Raw genomic sequence first — 17139 nt, forward strand, 5'->3', positions numbered from 1 at the left:
GCCTAACGTAATGTGCAACCCTGATAGAGTGCTGGTCGGTTTGAGGGTCCCTCCTGTCTAGTATGTCAGAAAGCCTCTCAATTGTCTTTAATGTCTGCTTGCGTAGATTGTCAAAGTTTCTTAGGGAGTAATACACAGCTGCCAATGGTGATATTACAAGTACAATTGAAATTGGATTCAATGTATAAAGAATTGCTATTAATAGTCCTAGAGCAGGTTGTATAAGAAACTGAACGATTATTCCAGATAGTCCTGTACTGATGACACGCATTATATTTACATTTTCAGTTATTGAGACAATGGTGGCTACCAGGGTTGTATTGATTAAGAGGTAGACCATAGCACAACATAAAGCTATTAAGATACTGTTAGTATTTGAGAATTCCTGTGGAGTTAGAACATAAGTGTCTCCTGTTTGATTCCTGAGCATGTACCAGACTTGACCTGAAACAAATGTAGTAACGGCCCACTGACTACCGTTAAAAACGCTCTTTATTATTGGTTTGTGTATTATGACATCGGACAGAAAGGCGGCGATTGCTACTAAGGCGCATTGCTTAGGAAACAATAATATAGCTCCGAAAGTTGCTACAGTAGACATAGATAGATTCATGTTGTTCATGAAAAGCTGAACACGATATATGTCAGACAGCAGCACAAAGAGCACAAATGCAAGTAGCCCTATTCGATCTCTAGTAGACAGATAAGTAAAATTCTTAGCTGAATCTGTTATAGAGAGTATGCCTAGGACAGCAACTGCTATTATAAATAGCAGTGCTGCCCTAGGTATTTTCTCATTCAAGCTTTATTCTCCTGCTGGCCGTCTATTCCATGTTTATTATGCTAAGCCTCATGATACATCATTTTATGCATTTTTCACTCTAGGTAATTAGTACTATGGACCTAATAAGTTTTCAGCTAAAACAGCAAAATAAAAACATCGGTGTGTATGCACCGATGTTTTTATTACCTTTTTTATTTCATAAGTCTTAGAAACTAACCCCACTTGAGGCCGAAGCTGGACCACTTCATTTCAGTACCTCCTAATACTAGCTGCTGTTGAATTCTGTATACCGATGCGCGCATCTCTTTGATGCATAAATGCTACAAAATGTTAAGGTATAAGTCAATACCCTAAATGTAAAAATTTTTGTAAGTCTATATATTTCGCCACTTACAGTGTATGCCATTTATGTTCGTATTATAATCATCAATCTAAATTGTTGCATAAATGATACAAAACTCCCTGCGAGAGCTCTGAATTGAGGAGTGTTATAATGATCAATGACTTGTAAAAGCAGCTATGAATGAAGGGTGCGCTGTGAAGGTAGTACTGATAGATGCTTATTCGTTGATCTATAGGGCTTATCACGCTCTGCCGTCTGATTTGGCAACTTCCAAGGGGGAGAAGACCAACGCCATCTATGGCTTCTGTAATATGTTGGTTCAGGTAATAAATCGTGAGAACCCTGACTCTATTGCCGTTGCTTTTGATGTCGGTAAGGCTTTCCGTCATGATGAGTTCGTTGAATATAAGGCACAGCGTGCACCCATGCCTGATGATCTACAAGCTCAGATAGGAAGGGTAAGGCAGGTCATAGCCGCTTTTGATATCCCTGTCTATGAGGTACCAGGATATGAGGCCGATGATGTTATAGGTAGCCTTGCCAAGAAGTTATCCTCACAGGGGCATCAGGTGGTCATAGTTACAGGAGATAAGGATTTTCTGCAGCTAGTAAGCGATTCAGTTAGCGTCGTACTGCCCGCAAGGGGCAGATTCTCAGAAGTACAGGTATATACTCCGGATTTGGTTCGCCTGCAATATGGTTTCGATCCTAGGTACATAGTCGATTTCAAAGCTCTCATGGGAGATGCTAGTGATAACATTCCTGGCGTTCCTGGGGTTGGAGAGAAAACAGCTAGAAGTCTGATTCAAACTTTCGGTAGTCTCCAGAATATACTGGAGAATGTTGATTCGATCAAACCTGAACGTATACGCAATGCGATAAAGGAACATCAGTCGCAGTTAATACAGAATCTGCGACTAGCTACCATAGTCACTGATATAGATGTTGATATTGAACCCGTGATATCCCATGCATGGGCTCCAGACATGCAGAAAGTAAACGAGATATTCCGTGAGCTGGAGTTCCGTAGCTTAATGTACCGCCTACCTAAATACTTTGAACCCCAAAATACCTCGAGCGAGAAAGTTGCCTCTGTAGAGAGGAATGAGCAACCTCAGATCCAGGAGAAATATGAAATCGTAAGCGATCAGGAAAGCTTGCGCCGCTTAGTGAGGGAGCTTCTTGCGAAAGAATATATAGCTTTTGACACGGAGACTAGCGGCAAAAATGTAATGGAATCGGACCTGGTAGGTGTCAGCTTTTCTCCTAAGGCAGGGATAGCTTACTATGTCCCTATCAATGGCTTCAGCGATGATGGCACAAAAGACTTGCTTGATGAACTTAGCCCTCTGTTAGAAGGGGGACCGAAAAAGATAGCCCACAATGCCAAGTTCGATTACATGGCTCTCTACAAACATGGAATAAGGGTGTCGCCTCTCTACTTTGATACCTCAATAGCAGCCTTTCTGCTCAACGAGACCTCTGTAGGTCTTAAAGATCTCGCTGCTACGAGACTTGGTATCCAAATGACTACCATAGATTCGCTCATAGGCAAGGGCAAAAATCAGAAGACTATGCTGGAGGTCTCTGTGGATGAATGTGCTCGGTACGCTTGTGCTGATGCAGATATGACCTTCCGCCTGTTTACGATGTTAGAGAAGGAAATAGTTGAGCGAAAGCTCCAAGACTTGTTCTATACTCTTGAGATGCCTTTAGTGCCGGTCTTAGCTGACATGGAGATGACTGGCGTTGCCATAGATGCTGATGCTCTTAAGTCGCTGTCAACCAAGCTTTACGAGCAGATACGTGATATTGAGTCTCAGATATATGAGATTGCTGGCTATGAATTTAACCTTAAATCTCCGCAACAGTTATCTAAATTCCTGTTCCAGGATTTAGGGCTCAAGGGTATACGTAAGACCTCCAAGGGTTACTCCACTGATGCCGCTACCTTGGAAGCACTTAGCGGACAGCATCCAGTTATTGACCTGATTCTTAGCTACAGGCAGCTTACGAAGCTCAAGGACACCTATGTAGATGCACTGCCTCTAATGGTAAGTAGATCGACCGGAAGGTTGCACACGAACTTTAGTCAGACCTCCGCAGTTACTGGCAGACTTGCCTCAAGTGATCCCAACTTGCAGAACATACCAATAAGGTCATCACTAGGTAAGGAAGTTAGGAAGGCATTTGTGGCTGGCAGTCCTGAAAAAAACAATGCTATCTTCGATGAGCCTTCTGTTTTACTTAGTGCTGACTACTCGCAAATAGAGCTAAGAGTTCTTGCCCACGTGACTGATGAACCTAAGCTGAAGGAGGCGTTTTCCAGAGATATCGATATCCATGCTCTGACAGCTTCCAGGTTATTTGGAGTCCCCATAGAGTCTGTAGATGACAATATGCGGCGAATGGGTAAAACTATCAACTTCGGGATAATATACGGTATGAGCGGCTTCAGATTGGCAAGAGATACCGGCTTGGAGCAGCGTGAGGCCAATCTGTTCGTGAAAAGGTACATGGATCAATTCCCCAGAGTTAAGGCCTACTTCGAGCAATTGATTAAAGAAGCTGAGAAGAAAGGGTATGTGGAGACTCCGCTAGGTAGGCGTAGATATCTTCCAGATATCACCTCTTCAAATCCGCAAAGACGAGAGGCTGCAAGAAGGGCGGCGATCAATATGCCCATTCAGGGTATGGCTGCAGATATCATCAAGCAGGCGATGATAGATGTCCACTCAGCTCTGGAAAGAGAAGGCATAAAGGCCAAAATGATATTGCAGGTCCACGATGAGCTCCTTTTTGAAGTTGCTGAGAGCCAGCTGGATAGGGCTGCCGAGGTTATTGTAAGAGAGATGTCAACTGCTTTCGATCTCTCCGTACCGTTGGTAGTTGAAGCAGAATATGGTCCCAATTGGGGGGAAATGACTCCAATAAGGAAGGTTTCTGCAGGCCAAGAGGCTAACGCATAACGCCTTTGTTTTGGTATATTTATGAGTGTTACCATATCTCCCGGAAGGGTCTAATTTGTATTTAACACAGGAGGTTACTGATCAGTAAGAACTTAAGGGTCAACGAAAAGGTCAGAGCACGCGAGGTGCGTGTGATAGATGAGGATGGTACTCAATTAGGTATTATGCATCCTCTGGCAGCTCTGGATCTGGCGCGTCAGAAGGGTCTTGACTTGGTGGAGGTAGCCCCCAACGCTAATCCACCGGTCTGCAGATTGATGGACTATGGTAAGTTCCGCTATGAGCAGACTAAGAAAGAGCGAGAGTCTCGTAAATCTCAGAAGCAGATTGTCATCAAAGAGGTGAGGCTCAAACCCAAGATAGATGTCCACGACCTGCAGACCAAAGCCAAGCAGGCTAGGAACTTTCTGGAAGAGGGCGATAAAGTTAAAGTCACTGTGCAGTTCAGGGGTCGTGAGGTTGTACATCCTGAGATAGGCCAGGAACTCGTCCAGAGGCTAATGGATCTTATAGGGGATGCTGCCACTATAGAGCAGCAACCAAAGCTTGATGGCAAGAATATGACTGCCCTGCTTGCTCCTAGAAAGGAATCAGCTAAGCCTAAGAAGGCTAATCAGCCACAAGAAGAAAGTACTCAAGGGGAAGCAAAAGGAGATGCCGAAACTAAAGACGAATAAAAGTGCAAAGCGAAGATTCAAGATAACTGGCACTGGAAAGATCCTCAGGACGAAAGGTATGAAGAGCCACCTTCGGAGGAAGAAGTCTACCAGAGCCAAGCAGGATTTTGATCGCATGTTTGAGGTATCGCCTGCGGATCGCAAGAGGCTTCGCAGGGCACTACCATACGGAGTTTAGGGGGTAAAGATGCCTAGGGCAACTAACAGAGTAGCGTCTCATAGACGTCATCGTGAGGTTATAAAAGCTGTAAAGGGACATAGGGGTACCAGAAGTAAGCTCTGGGGCAAGGCTAATGAGTCCCTGATGAGGGCCTTGCAGTATGCGTACAGAGATCGCAGGAACAGAAAGAGAGACCTTAGAAGACTATGGATAACCCGTATCAATGCTGCAGCAAGACTCAATGGTCTAAGTTACAGCCAGCTTATGCATGGCCTGCAGCTAGCTAACGTTGAGATAGACAGGAAGATCCTTGCTGATATGGCAGTGAAAGAGCCTCAAGCCTTCGCTGGCGTTGTCGAGCAGGCTAAGCAGGCTATTGCCGCTCACTCTTGATGTCTAGAGGGTAATATTCTGATCACAAGCAGATCTAACCAGCAAGTCAAGTGGTTTAGACTGCTGAGAGAGCGCCGGGGGCGGAAAGCCTCCGGCGCATTTCTAGTTGAGGGGCCAAGGGCTATACAGCAGGCTATGGTAGCAGGACACAAGCCTCTCAAAGTTCTATATTCTCCTGAAGTGGTTGTCAGGAGGGATGTCGTGAACAAGGTCCTTGGTCAGATAGGTTCAGAGACCCCGCTCCTGGAGGTCTCGGAAGACGTGTTATCCAGTGTGTCTGATACTGTTACTTCTCAGGGCATAATTGCTGCCTTCGAACTTCTAAGTTGGCATCCTAGGGAGGGTGTGAACGCTAATGCTGGTCCGGTGCTTGTGCTGGACAGGGTATCAGATCCTGGAAATGTTGGGACGTTATTAAGGTCCGCTGCAGCTGCTGGCAGTGCAGCTGTGCTACTTTCTGAGGGATCAGCGGATCCTTATAATCCCAAAGCTGTAAGGGCTTCGGCTGGTGCTCTGTTCGCAGTCAGCTTTGCTGTGCTGCCTTGGGAAGAGATACATGAAGTGTTGCATACTGTACCGAAGAGGTTTGCAGCTTATTACTCAGACTCTTCACAGGCTTATTACTTAGCTGATCTATGCCCTCCCTGTGCTATACTTGTCGGAAGCGAGGCATCAGGGCTAAGCCATCAAGCATTGTCTTTATCTACTCACAACCTCTGGATTCCTATGCAGAACAATATAGAATCTCTCAATGCAGCTGTTGCAGGATCTATTCTATTATTTGAATCTAGAAGGCAAATGCTAATCAGGGAAGGTAGATAGAATATGAGCTTAACAGAAGATATCACTAATCTACGCGAACAGGCCCTAAACGAACTAGGTTCAATCTCAGATGAGCGCAGCTTGGAAAACTGGCGTGTAACTTTTCTGGCCAGGCGTGGCCGTTTGGCCGATATCATATCACGGATTCCTTCCCTTCCTGTTGAAGAAAGACCTGCTATAGGGAAAATGGCTAATGCCCTCAAAGCCGAGCTACAACAATTGTACGAGAGTAAACTATCTGATATTAGGCGATCAGCCATATCCCAAGTAGATGTAACCTTGCCGGGTATACCACCCATGGTCGGGGGGCTGCATATCACTCGCCAGACGATATATGAAATGGTTCGAATCTTTGGTGAGATGGGATTTAGCGTATATGAGGGTAATGAAGTTGAGACGGATGAATATAATTTCTCCCTCCTAAACATACCCCAGGAGCATCCGGCCAGGGACATGTGGGATACCATCTACATAGATGACAAGCTCTTATTAGCTACCCATACCTCGCCTGGGCAGATTCATGTTATGAGGAAGTACTGTCCGCAACCTATAAGATTTGTCTTGCCAGGAAAGGTACACAGATACGAGGCCGTAAGTGCAAGACGTGAGAGCATGTTCTATCAACTAGAAGGCTTGGCGATCGGTGAAGGTATAACCCTAGCCACGCTCAAGGGTACGTTTGAGAACTTTGCTAGACAGCTATTTGGACCGAACCGCAAGCTTAGGTTTCGTGGATCTTACTTCCCTTTCACAGAACCGAGTGTGGAGATAGACATAACCTGCTCATGCTTGGGTAAAGGCTGTATTCTTTGCAAGGGCAGTGGATGGCTAGAGATCGCAGGTGGAGGTATGGTTCATCCTGTGGTTCTCAGGAATGGCGGATATGATCCCTCGAAGGTCTCTGGGTTTGCTTTTGGATTCGGAGTAGAGAGATCTGTTATGCCTAGGTTTGGTATAGACGACATAAGATTGTTCTATGGTAACGATCTGAGATTTCTTCGCCAGTTTTCCTGATCGCATGTAAATAACCACATGAAGGGAGTCTGGAAGGGTGAGGGTACCGGTAAGTTGGCTAAGAGAATATGTAGAATTTTCCTGTTCTATTGAGGAGCTAGCCCATACTCTGACCATTGCCGGTCTAGAAGTTGAGAACATAGAACGTATAGGGCAAGAATGGGAGAATATATACGTTGGGTTGGTGCTACAGGTCGAGAAGCACCCCAATGCAGATAGGTTACAAGTAGCTCATATTGACTATGGTCATGGTCAGGTTAGTATAGTAACAGGTGCTCCAAATATAGCTCCTGGACAGAAGGTAGCCCTAGCGCTCGCAGGAGCTACGCTAGTAGACCCCTATTCAGATCAACACAAAACCTTCAAGCTAAAACCCTCTAAGATAAGGGGAATACTTTCCGAAGCCATGGCCTGCTCTGAGAAAGAGCTTGGCTTAGGGGAAGATCATACTGGTATCCTCGTGCTTGATCCGGAAGCTCCAGTGGGTGCCAAGCTACAGGATGTGCTTGGGGACCATATACTCGACATAGCTCTTACTCCTAATTTCTCTTACGCCAACTCAATAGTAGGTATAGCTCGCGAGGTCGCTGCCCTTACCGGTACGAAGGCGAAAGTCCCAGTTCCCAATGTAGAGTTGTCGGGGGATGTGGGCGTAGATGCCTGGGTTGAATCTGAAGATCTTGCTGCCAGGTACATGCTACAGAGGCTTGATAACATCAGGATAGGGCCCTCATCTGCGAAGATAAGGCGAAGGCTTCTGTTATGCGGGATGCGTCCCGTGAACAATGTGGTCGACATAACCAATTACGTCATGTTAGAGTTGGGACAGCCTTTACATCCTTTTGACGCTGATAAGGTGAGAGGAAAAGTAGCTGTGAGAAGCTCTTACCCAGAAGAGCAGCTAGAAACAATCGATCACCAGCTGCGGACTGCTCCTCCTGATACTATCATGATCGCTGATGATGAGAAGCCAATAGCCTTCGCGGGCATAATGGGAGGGCTCAATACAGAGGTCACAGACGATACAAGGAACATACTCTTAGAATCAGCCACTTTCAATGCCCCACGTATAAGACGCGCGGCTAGACTTCTTGGCCTGCGCAGTGAAGCCTCCTCCCGTTTTGAGAAAGGTATGGATCCAGAGCTTGCGGGTCTAGCCCTTGCAAGGGCTGTTGAGCTCCTGCAGCAGGAGTGTGGTGCCCAACCTAAGGGTGCTCCATTCGATTGGTATCCTAACCCTAAGAAACGCGCTTACATAGATTTTCCAGTTTACGAGGTAAAGCGATTACTTGGAATAGACATACCAAAGGATCAGGTAGAAAGGATACTTACCTCCCTTGAGTTTGAGGTACAAGAGGAAGGTGATTTGCTAAAGGTCCTACCTCCAAGCTATAGAAGCGATGTTTCCATACCAGCCGATATAGTTGAAGAGGTAGGGAGAATATGGGGTTATGAAGAACTTCCTTCGCAACTACCAGGAGGTACCATCCCATTCAACCTCACGGATAGGTTTTTCTGGATAGAGAAAAAGGCTCGTGAGTGGCTCGCAGCTGCTGGTTTGCAGGAAGTCATAAACTATGATCTTATATCGGCGCGTCTCATAAGCAAAATGGCAAGCCTCTATCATGAGGGTATGCATCCACCTGTCTGGAGACCTCTTGATGAAGTTATCAAAGTTATCAATCCCACTTCTCCCGAAAGAGAGTACCTCCGACCATCCCTGATCCCAGGCTTGCTGCAAAACGTTAGCGATAATCTGAGGTTTGTCGACAAGGTTTGGATATACGAGTTAGATAGGGTATTTATAAAGGCTAACGGAGAGCGACCTCAAGAACCTAAGCGTCTTGCTATAGCAATGGCTGGCACTAGATGGCCCATATCTCCGCATCTGCCTCAGGCTAAGACAACTATTTTCGACCTAAAAGGAACGATACAGGCATTTCTGCATTACCTAGGGATAGAGGTCGAAATGCTTCCCTCCCAACTTGGGCCAGACGCCGTTAACGTGTTGCAGGTATCTGTTGGTGGGAATGTTCTGGGTAACATATTCCAGGTAGATCCCACCTTACTTAGGGATTTGGATATTGATGAAGATGTTTTTGTGGCTGAGCTTGACTGGGAGCAGATCAAACAACACGCTAGACTAGATAGAAATTACGTACATGTATCTCGTTATCCGATCGTTAGACAGGACTTAGCAGTCTTAGTAAGTGCGAGTATACCGGCAGGAAATGTAACCAGAGTTATATGGGAACAAGGGAGACCACTTCTAGTGCAGTGTGAGCTTGCCGAAGTGTATCAAGGTGATCAGATACCAGAGGGTACTAAGAGCCTGCTTTATAAACTTGCCTTCCAGGCTGAGGATAGAACTCTGACTGAAGAGGAAGCTACTAAGGTTAGACAGAAGATCGAAAACGCACTAAGATCCGAGGTGGATGCAAAGATACGTGGTGTTGACATAGAATAAAAGTACTATGAGTCTTAGATCAACTAGGGATAAGAGCCTGACAGAGCAACCTCTAAGGTTGCATATGAACGAAAACCCCTATGGTTGCTCGCTGCTGGTGTATGAATCCCTAGCAATGAGTGAGCAACTTACTAGGGTGCAAGGCTCTGATCCCAATCACTTAGTGGCAGCCATTGGTAGATATGCTCAGCGCTCGCCGGACGAGATATATGTGGCAGATACCTTGAATGAGCTCCTGTTTAGGATATTCTTTATTCTAGGTCAGCATAACAAGGATTTGTTCATCGCCAACCCCGTATCTGAGCCTATACGCCGGATTGCCGATCTCTTGGGTCTGGAGTTGATTACTTTCAGAACACGAGTTAGTTCTGGACAGTTTGCGTTTGATTCGGAGAAACTTCTAGATCTGGGCGCGAAGGTGGTTTATATCCAGTCTCCCCATGACATCACAGGTGCGGTTGCAGCCTATAAGAATGTGGTAGAGATTCTAAACGCTGGCGTACTTGTAATCGTCGATGAAATCTACTCTGAATTCACGGAGCGTCCAATAGGGTTACTTGGAAAAGAGTTTCCTAATCTTATATCTATAAGAAGCTTTGCTCCTTGGGCGGGACTTTGGGGTATACCTGTCAGTTATGCTTTGATGTCGACAGATCTAAGAGAGAGGCTAAATGCTATTTGGCCTATTAGGCATCTTACTGCTGCCTCGCGTATAGCAGCTGGGGCTTCCTTGGATGACGTCCAGAATCTGATGGCCAGGGTTAGAAGGATAAGAGTGGAGAGAGGTAGGCTATACAGGCAGCTTCGTAAGCTTAACTTTGTGGAGCCTCTTCTATCACAAGGACCGTTTGTCACCTGCAAGGTTACTCGAGGCACAGCTGCTAAGGTCTGTGATCTCCTCAAAAGAGAGGGCATACTGATCTATGACTGTGCTAATAGTGGGTTGCCCGGCTATATAAGAGTATCCGTAGGAACTCCAGAAAACACTGATCAACTCATAGCTACCATGTGTCGTATATCCGTCGAAATATAAGCCTGCTATTCAGGCAAGTCTAAGGAACTTAGCACTTTGCTCTGGCTTTCCATTAGCTCTGCTATCCCCTTGTCAGCTAGAGAGAGCATAGCATCCAGTTCTTCCCTGCTGAATGATACCCTTTCTGCGGTAGCCTGGATCTCTATGTAATCTCCGAGATGGTTCTTAACTACGTTGAGATCCGTATCAGCTGTCGAATCTTCTGCATAGTTCAGGTCAAGCATTGGGGTACCATTCACTATACCAACGCTTACAGCTGCCACAGGACTTACTAGATCTCTATATGTGTCTGGGAAGATCTTCCTGAGGGCTAGTACTGTGGCTACGTAGCCTCCTGTTATAGAGGCTGTCCTTGTGCCCCCGTCTGCTTGTAGAACATCGCAGTCTACTATTATTGTGATCTCACCTATCTGGTCCAGCTTGACAGCCGCTCTCAAGGACCTGCCTATAAGGCGTTGTATTTCTTGTGTTCTCCCTTGTAACCTACCAGTGTGTGATTCCCTAGGTGTCCTTGTCTGTGTGGACGCTGGTAGCATCGAGTACTCAGCAGTTAGCCAACCCTGTCCTGTTCCCTCTAGGAACTTTGGAACGCCTTCCTGAATGGAGGCTGCGCATAGAACCTTAGTAACCCCACATTGGATGATTGCAGATCCTGGAGGGAAAGCTAACGGATATATCTCTATGCTATGAGGTCTGAGCTCGTTAGGTTTTCTGCCATCGACTCTTATTACATCTTGCAGCATACTTTCCCTTTCTACTAATTCCTATTTCTCAAGTATTGCTCTTATCTGCTCAGCCAGCGCGCCCTTACGTACAATCAAGGGTTTTTCCTTACTCAAGTCGACTACTGTACTTGGCTTGCCGATCCTACATGGTCCACCATCCAAGATAATAGCCACTCTGTCCCCCAGGTCGTGCTCAACATCGTCAGCCGTTAGAGGATTACGCTCTCCCGAGATGTTGGCGCTCGTTACAGCCATCGCCCCGCCACACTGACGGATGATCTCCCTAGCAGGCTCATAATCGGGGATTCTGAAGCCAACAGTACCATCTTTCGATCCCACTGCTTCGGCTACGTCTTCCCTGGCTCTAACCACCAGGGTTAGAGCTCCTGGCCAGAATGTACGCGCTAGTTCCATAGCGATGGCATCTATGTCTTTTGCATATTTCTCAAGATATGAGTCATCTGAAAGCAGTATTGGTATAGGCTTATCTAGAGGTCTCTCCTTAGCTCTGTAAATTTTCGATACCGCCTGTGGATCGACTATCGACCCCACACCATACACTGTATCCGTAGGGAAGGCTATAAGTTCTCCCTTCAAAGCGAAATCTATGGCTTGCCTAACGGCTTCTTTGTCTTCTATAGGTTTACGTATAGCCAATCTATAGAGCCTCCTTTAGCCTTATTACCGTTGCTCGATCTATTCCTTTGACTGCGGCCATTATCTCATCAATACTGGCTTCTCTGATCTTTGATACGCTACCGAAAGCCTGTATCAACGCCTTCTTGCGCTTCGGCCCTATACCTGGAACCTGGTCTAGAATGCTACCTACAGACTTCTTAGTGTGCAGTGACCTATGATAGCCAAGGGCAAATCTATGCGCTTCGTCCCTTATTCGCTGTAGAAGGTACAGGGCTTCCGAATCTCTGGGCAACATTATAGAGTCTGATCTACCAGGTTTGAACAGCTCTTCTTGCTGTTTCGCAAGCCCGAAGACTGGTATATTGCCGAGGCCAAAGCTCTGGAGGACTTCTACTGCTACTCCAAGTTGTCCCTTACCACCGTCGATAATTATGAGATCTGGAAGCTTACCCCAACTAGTTTCCCTGTACTCATTAGAGGTAGCTCGCTTAAATCTCCTAGTAAGCACCTCTCTCATCATCTCGAAGTCGTTTGGACCTTCAACTCCCTTGATGCGAAATCGACGATACTGGTTGCGTGCCGGGGCACCATCTTCGAATACTACCATGCTACCTACGGCATCGGCTCCCTGCACGTTAGATATATCGTAGCACTCTATCCTGCTAGGCTTGATAGGTAACTGGAGCTCTTTCTGCAGCTCCAACATGGCGCCAGTTCTTTTCTGCTCCTCGCTTAGCCACTTGAAGCGCTTTCTTTCAAGTCCTTCCTTGGCATTTTGAGCAGCCATGTTCACTAGCTCTAACTTCTCTCCCTCGGTAGGTACTTCGAGGATGATCTCTCTCTTGTGGTACTCTTGTAGTGCTGATTGTATAAGCTCTATCTCGTCTGGTGGGTATTGCAACACTATACGACCAGGTATGTTATACGTACCTATATAAAACTGCTCCAGAGCTATTTGTATTATCTGGCCTGGTGATTGGTCTTCTATAAGCTCAACAACTGAGTGGTCATGTCCCACCAACCTGCCATCACGGATAAATAGTCTTTCTATGCCAGCCTCACCCCCATCGAGCGCTATGCTTATTATGTCCATATCTTCGTTGGTTGGTAGGACTACCTTCTGTCTCTGCCTTATATCCTCTATGGCCTTGATCTGGTTACGATATAGCGCTGCCTTCTCAAATTCCAAGTTTTCGGCAGCTTCTTCCATCTTCCTTCTGAGCTTCTCTGTAAGTTCGTCGTGCTTGCCTTCAAGGAACAAGATTACCTGTTCCGTGGCTGCCCTGTACTCTTGAGGATCGGCTCTACCCGCACAGGCTCCCAAGCATCTGTGCAGGTAGTATGGTAGACAAGGACGTGACTGCTTACCATCGATGGGTTCGTTCTCTTTATGGCAAAGCATGAAGTGTTGGTGAATCAGCTTAATGGCTTCGGCAGCCGATCCCAAAGCAGTGTATGGACCATAGTACTTGCTGCCATCATTGATGATCTGCCTGCATTTGAGCACCCTTGGAAATTCTTCCTGGACAGTGACCTTGATATATGGTAAACGCTTGTCGTCCTTAAACATGGAGTTGTACTTGGGCATGTGGTGCTTGATCAAGGTCACTTCTAGGGTGAGAGCTTCGTGTTCAGAGTCGGTTACTATGTAATCTATATCATGTATCTGTGGGACCATCTCCCTGATCTTCTCTGGGAGATGCTTAGAGCTAAAGTAACTCCGCACCCGGTTACGAAGCACTTTGGCCTTGCCGACGTATATCACTTTGCCATGCTTATCTTTCATGAGATATACGCCAGGCTTTTCGGGGATAGCTTGTAGTCTTGTTATTATTTCCTCTTTACCGAGATTATTGGACATATAAGGCAAACACCCATAAGATTCTATCACAACAAGGAAAGAGCTCAGGGAATAGGACCTTATATAATTATGTTGTGTCTTTGGAGGTGTGTATAGGTGGTTTTTAGGTTCCTAAAGCGCAGGCAAGATCCACAAGAGAGAGAAGAGAAGATCGAATCGGGATTGGAGAAATCCCGAAGGGGTATCTTTAGTCAGGTAGCTGCTCTTTTTGATCGTGAAGAGATAACGGATTCGACTTGGGAAGAACTTGAAGAGCTTTTGATAGCAGCTGATGTTGGAGTGGAGACTACTTTGATGTTGCTTGATGTACTTCAAGATAGGGTTGAAGCAGAACGTATACGTAGGCCCTCCGAACTGAGAAAGGCTCTTAAGGAAGAGTTGCAGGCAATATTAGACTCTGCTCCCAATCAGCCAGTTGAAGTTAACGATGGCGAGCTGCTCGTCATGCTCATTGTTGGGGTCAACGGAGTAGGGAAGACCACTACTGTTGCTAAGCTCGCTCACAAGTTCGCTTCTGAAGGCGCAAAGGTTGTAGTGGGAGCAGCTGATACCTTTAGAGCTGCTGCTATAGATCAGTTGCAAATATGGGGCGAAAGAGCTGGGGTTCCTGTTATCGCTGGCGCTCCAAACTCGGATCCTGCAGCTGTAGTTCATGATGCTTTAGCGGCTGCAAGATCTAGGAGTGCCGATGTACTGATAGTAGATACCGCTGGGAGGCTACATACTAAATATAACTTGATGGAGGAGCTCAAGAAGATACAGCGTGTAATAGACAGGAACGGTAGCCCTGCTCAGGAGAACCTGTTGGTTCTAGATGCTACCACTGGGCAAAATGGACTTGTTCAGGCGAGGAAATTTGCCCAAGCGGTACATTTGGATGGTGTCGTGCTTGCTAAGATGGATGGCACTGCCAAAGGTGGTATAGCCTTCGCTATCGTCAACGAGATGAAAATTCCTATTAGGTATCTTACTACTGGTGAGAAACTGGGGGATATAGCGGAATTTGATTCTAAAGATTTCGTAAATGCCTTGTTAGGCTAAGGGGAGTGCTCGAGTATGTTTGAAAACCTTACCGATAGACTACAGGGTGCCTTTGATAAATTGACATCTAAGGGGAAGTTGCAGGAGAGTGATGTCGATCTCGCACTTCGAGAGGTACGCATCGCTCTCATGGAGGCGGATGTCAATCTGAAGGTCGCTAAGCAGTTCATAAATCAGATTAAGGAGAAGATCAGCGAGCAGCGTGCTCTGGAGAGCTTGACTCCTGCTCAACAAATAATCCAGGTAGTGCATCAAGAGCTCGTGAGTTTGTTGGGCAGTGACCAGTGCAAGCTGGAAACTGCCTCCACTCCCCCAACGATATACATGCTAGTTGGTCTACAAGGTAGTGGTAAGACTACCACGGCTGCAAAGCTCGCATTGTATCTTCGCAAGCAGGGTGCTCGCCCATTACTGGTTGCGGCCGATATCTACAGGCCAGCAGCCATAAAACAGCTTCAAACACTTGGTGGCTCTCTAAACATACCGGTGTATTCGGAGGGTACATCTGTACCTCCCGAAAATATCGCAACAAACGCAATCGACTTTGCTAAGCAGTCTTCTCTGACGCATGTGATTCTGGACACTGCCGGGCGTCTACATATAGACGAAGCCATGATGGCCGAGCTTGTTCGCGTACGAGATAAGGTCTCACCAACGGAGATCTTGTTGGTGGTAGATGCTATGACCGGCCAAGAGGCCGTAAAGGTCGCTGAGCAGTTTCATAACACCTTGGGCGTTACTGGCGTCATTATGACTAAGCTAGATGGTGATGCACGCGGTGGTGCTGCCCTATCGATAAGGGCAGTTACAGGGGTGCCTATTAAGATGATAGGCACTGGTGAGCGCCCGGATGCTTTCGAGCCGTTGATCCCTGATAGATTGGCCTCAAGGATATTAGGTCTTGGCGATATGCTCACACTAATTGAGCGCGCTCAGGCAGAGTTTGACGAAAGAAAGGCCAAAGAGCTTGAGCGGAAGATGCGAACTGCTACCTTTACTTTGGAAGACTTCTATGAGCAGCTCCAGACAATGAAAAGGATGGGGCCGCTATCTCAACTTCTAGAGATGCTCCCTGGAGTTGGTTCCGCTATACGCCGTCAGGATCTTCAGATAGATGATAGGGAGCTTAAAAAGGTAGAGGCTATAATCCTAAGTATGACTCCCGAAGAAAGGCAGCATCCGGAGATAATCAAGGGTAGTAGAAGACGCAGAATTGCTGCTGGCAGTGGAACAACAGTAGCCGATGTCAATGCCTTGCTAAACCAATTCAACCAAATGCAGAAGATGATGAAGCAGATTACATCAGGCAGAATTCCTAAACTGCCTGGTCTATTTGGTTAGTCTATAGGTTGGCAAATGTGATCTAGTTGGTATAATTTTGTGTTAACCTTTCTGCCCGGCATTGAAAAAGCCCGGCAAACCCATAGGAAGGAGATTTGCATGAAAGATTACGAGTTGATGGTTATCATAGATCCAACTACACCAGATGAGGAGATACCGAACGTATTAGACACCATCAAGCAGAACATCGCTGCTCATGGCGGTGAGGCAGGTGAGCCTGACGCAAGCCCCCCATGGGGTAGGAGAAGGTTAGCCTATCCCATTAGAAAGCATAACGAGGGCTTCTACGCGGTGCTGCGTTTCAGGCTAAGTCCATCGGAGTCACGGAATCTGGATCGGGATCTAAAACTCAACGACCGAATAATGAGGTTTCTCATAACTCGCACCGATAAATAAATCAAGGAAAATAGAACATGGCTAGAGATCTCAACAAGGTAATGCTAATAGGGCGTCTGGGCACGGATCCAGACCTAAGATATACCCCAAATGGGACGCCAGTTGCCACCTTCAGGCTTGCATGCAACAGAAGAAGAGCTCCCTCAGCTGAAGGAGAGCAGAGAGAAGAGACAGACTGGTTTACGGTTGTAGTCTGGAACAAGCTGGCGGAATTGATAGGTAATAATCAGCTATCTGTTACGAAGGGGTCGCGCATATATGTTGAGGGCCGTCTGCAAACCCGCTCTTGGGACGATCAGCAGACTGGTCAAAGGCGTACTGTTGTTGAGGTCGTTGCCAACGACATAATTCTTCTTGATTCCCGTAATCGACAGACTGAAAGATCCGATGAGCCCGATTTGGATACGCAGGAGGGCTTAGGAGATAGCTCAGATATAGAGATTGATGACATAAACTTCTAGACTTAGATTAAGG

General features: G+C 46.5%; 16 protein-coding genes (1 of these 16 only partly in view). 12 read left to right on the forward strand and 4 right to left on the reverse strand.

Annotated elements, in window-relative coordinates; all coding sequences use genetic code 11:
- Positions 1-802, reverse strand: the 5' portion of a protein-coding gene (locus TTER_RS03850; RefSeq protein ID WP_012874716.1) for an HD-GYP domain-containing protein. It extends 515 nt beyond the left edge of the window; 802 of the gene's 1317 nt are visible here — the first part of the coding sequence; its start codon is at positions 800-802; its stop codon lies off the left edge, out of view.
- Between the two features lie 519 nt (positions 803-1321).
- Between TTER_RS03850 and polA the strand changes: the two genes are divergently transcribed.
- From polA to TTER_RS03885, 8 genes are all read left to right on the forward strand, one after another.
- A complete protein-coding gene (polA, locus tag TTER_RS03855) occupies positions 1322-4096 on the forward strand; it encodes a DNA polymerase I (RefSeq protein WP_169302614.1) in 2775 nt (924 codons plus the stop codon).
- An 80-nt stretch (positions 4097-4176) separates the two neighbouring features.
- Positions 4177-4773 carry a translation initiation factor IF-3 gene (gene infC / locus TTER_RS03860; protein WP_049822947.1) on the forward strand — a complete coding sequence of 199 codons (597 nt, stop codon included), beginning with the start codon at positions 4177-4179 and terminating at the stop codon, positions 4771-4773.
- Positions 4751-4951, forward strand: a complete 201-nt coding sequence (gene rpmI, locus TTER_RS15285; RefSeq protein ID WP_012874719.1) for a 50S ribosomal protein L35 — start codon at positions 4751-4753, stop codon at positions 4949-4951. Before infC ends, rpmI begins: the two co-directional genes overlap by 23 nt.
- Positions 4952-4960: 9 nt before the next feature.
- Positions 4961-5326 carry a 50S ribosomal protein L20 gene (rplT, locus tag TTER_RS03865; protein WP_012874720.1) on the forward strand — a complete coding sequence of 122 codons (366 nt, stop codon included), beginning with the start codon at positions 4961-4963 and terminating at the stop codon, positions 5324-5326.
- A 21-nt stretch (positions 5327-5347) separates the two neighbouring features.
- Entirely contained in the window at positions 5348-6148 is an 801-nt protein-coding gene (locus tag TTER_RS03870; RefSeq protein ID WP_420894132.1) for a TrmH family RNA methyltransferase, read from the forward strand.
- A gap of 3 nt (positions 6149-6151) precedes the next feature.
- On the forward strand, positions 6152-7162 hold the full coding sequence (gene pheS / locus TTER_RS03875) for a phenylalanine--tRNA ligase subunit alpha (RefSeq protein WP_012874722.1): 1011 nt from the start codon (positions 6152-6154) through the stop codon (positions 7160-7162).
- 37 nt (positions 7163-7199) lie between these two features.
- Positions 7200-9629 carry a phenylalanine--tRNA ligase subunit beta gene (gene pheT / locus TTER_RS03880; protein WP_012874723.1) on the forward strand — a complete coding sequence of 810 codons (2430 nt, stop codon included), beginning with the start codon at positions 7200-7202 and terminating at the stop codon, positions 9627-9629.
- 7 nt (positions 9630-9636) lie between these two features.
- A complete protein-coding gene (locus TTER_RS03885) occupies positions 9637-10662 on the forward strand; it encodes an aminotransferase class I/II-fold pyridoxal phosphate-dependent enzyme (RefSeq protein WP_012874724.1) in 1026 nt (341 codons plus the stop codon).
- A gap of 5 nt (positions 10663-10667) precedes the next feature.
- Here TTER_RS03885 and rph read toward each other — a convergent pair whose 3' ends face one another.
- Genes rph through uvrC form a run of 3 tightly spaced genes read right to left on the reverse strand, consistent with a single transcriptional unit; the run spans position 10668 to position 13887 of the window.
- The gene (gene rph, locus TTER_RS03890) at positions 10668-11405 is read right to left on the reverse strand and encodes a ribonuclease PH (RefSeq protein ID WP_012874725.1); all 738 of its coding nucleotides are present in this window, start codon (positions 11403-11405) and stop codon (positions 10668-10670) included.
- Between the two features lie 21 nt (positions 11406-11426).
- Positions 11427-12044 (reverse strand): L-threonylcarbamoyladenylate synthase, encoded by a 618-nt coding sequence (locus tag TTER_RS03895; protein ID WP_012874726.1) that lies wholly within the window; start codon positions 12042-12044, stop codon positions 11427-11429.
- 1 nt (position 12045) lies between these two features.
- The gene (gene uvrC, locus TTER_RS03900) at positions 12046-13887 is read right to left on the reverse strand and encodes an excinuclease ABC subunit UvrC (protein WP_012874727.1); all 1842 of its coding nucleotides are present in this window, start codon (positions 13885-13887) and stop codon (positions 12046-12048) included.
- Positions 13888-13983: 96 nt separating this feature from the next.
- Here uvrC and ftsY point away from each other — a divergent pair, with 96 nt between their 5' ends.
- From ftsY to TTER_RS03920, 4 genes are all read left to right on the forward strand, one after another.
- The gene (gene ftsY / locus TTER_RS03905) at positions 13984-14928 is read left to right on the forward strand and encodes a signal recognition particle-docking protein FtsY (protein WP_012874728.1); all 945 of its coding nucleotides are present in this window, start codon (positions 13984-13986) and stop codon (positions 14926-14928) included.
- 15 nt (positions 14929-14943) lie between these two features.
- Positions 14944-16269 (forward strand): signal recognition particle protein, encoded by a 1326-nt coding sequence (gene ffh / locus TTER_RS03910; protein WP_012874729.1) that lies wholly within the window; start codon positions 14944-14946, stop codon positions 16267-16269.
- Positions 16270-16368: 99 nt separating this feature from the next.
- On the forward strand, positions 16369-16665 hold the full coding sequence (gene rpsF / locus TTER_RS03915) for a 30S ribosomal protein S6 (protein WP_012874730.1): 297 nt from the start codon (positions 16369-16371) through the stop codon (positions 16663-16665).
- Between the two features lie 17 nt (positions 16666-16682).
- Positions 16683-17126 carry a single-stranded DNA-binding protein gene (locus TTER_RS03920; protein WP_012874731.1) on the forward strand — a complete coding sequence of 148 codons (444 nt, stop codon included), beginning with the start codon at positions 16683-16685 and terminating at the stop codon, positions 17124-17126.
- The last annotated feature ends 13 nt before the right edge of the window (positions 17127-17139 follow it).

The sequence above is a fragment of the Thermobaculum terrenum ATCC BAA-798 genome (genome assembly GCF_000025005.1).
Lineage (GTDB): Bacteria > Chloroflexota > Chloroflexia > Thermobaculales > Thermobaculaceae > Thermobaculum > Thermobaculum terrenum.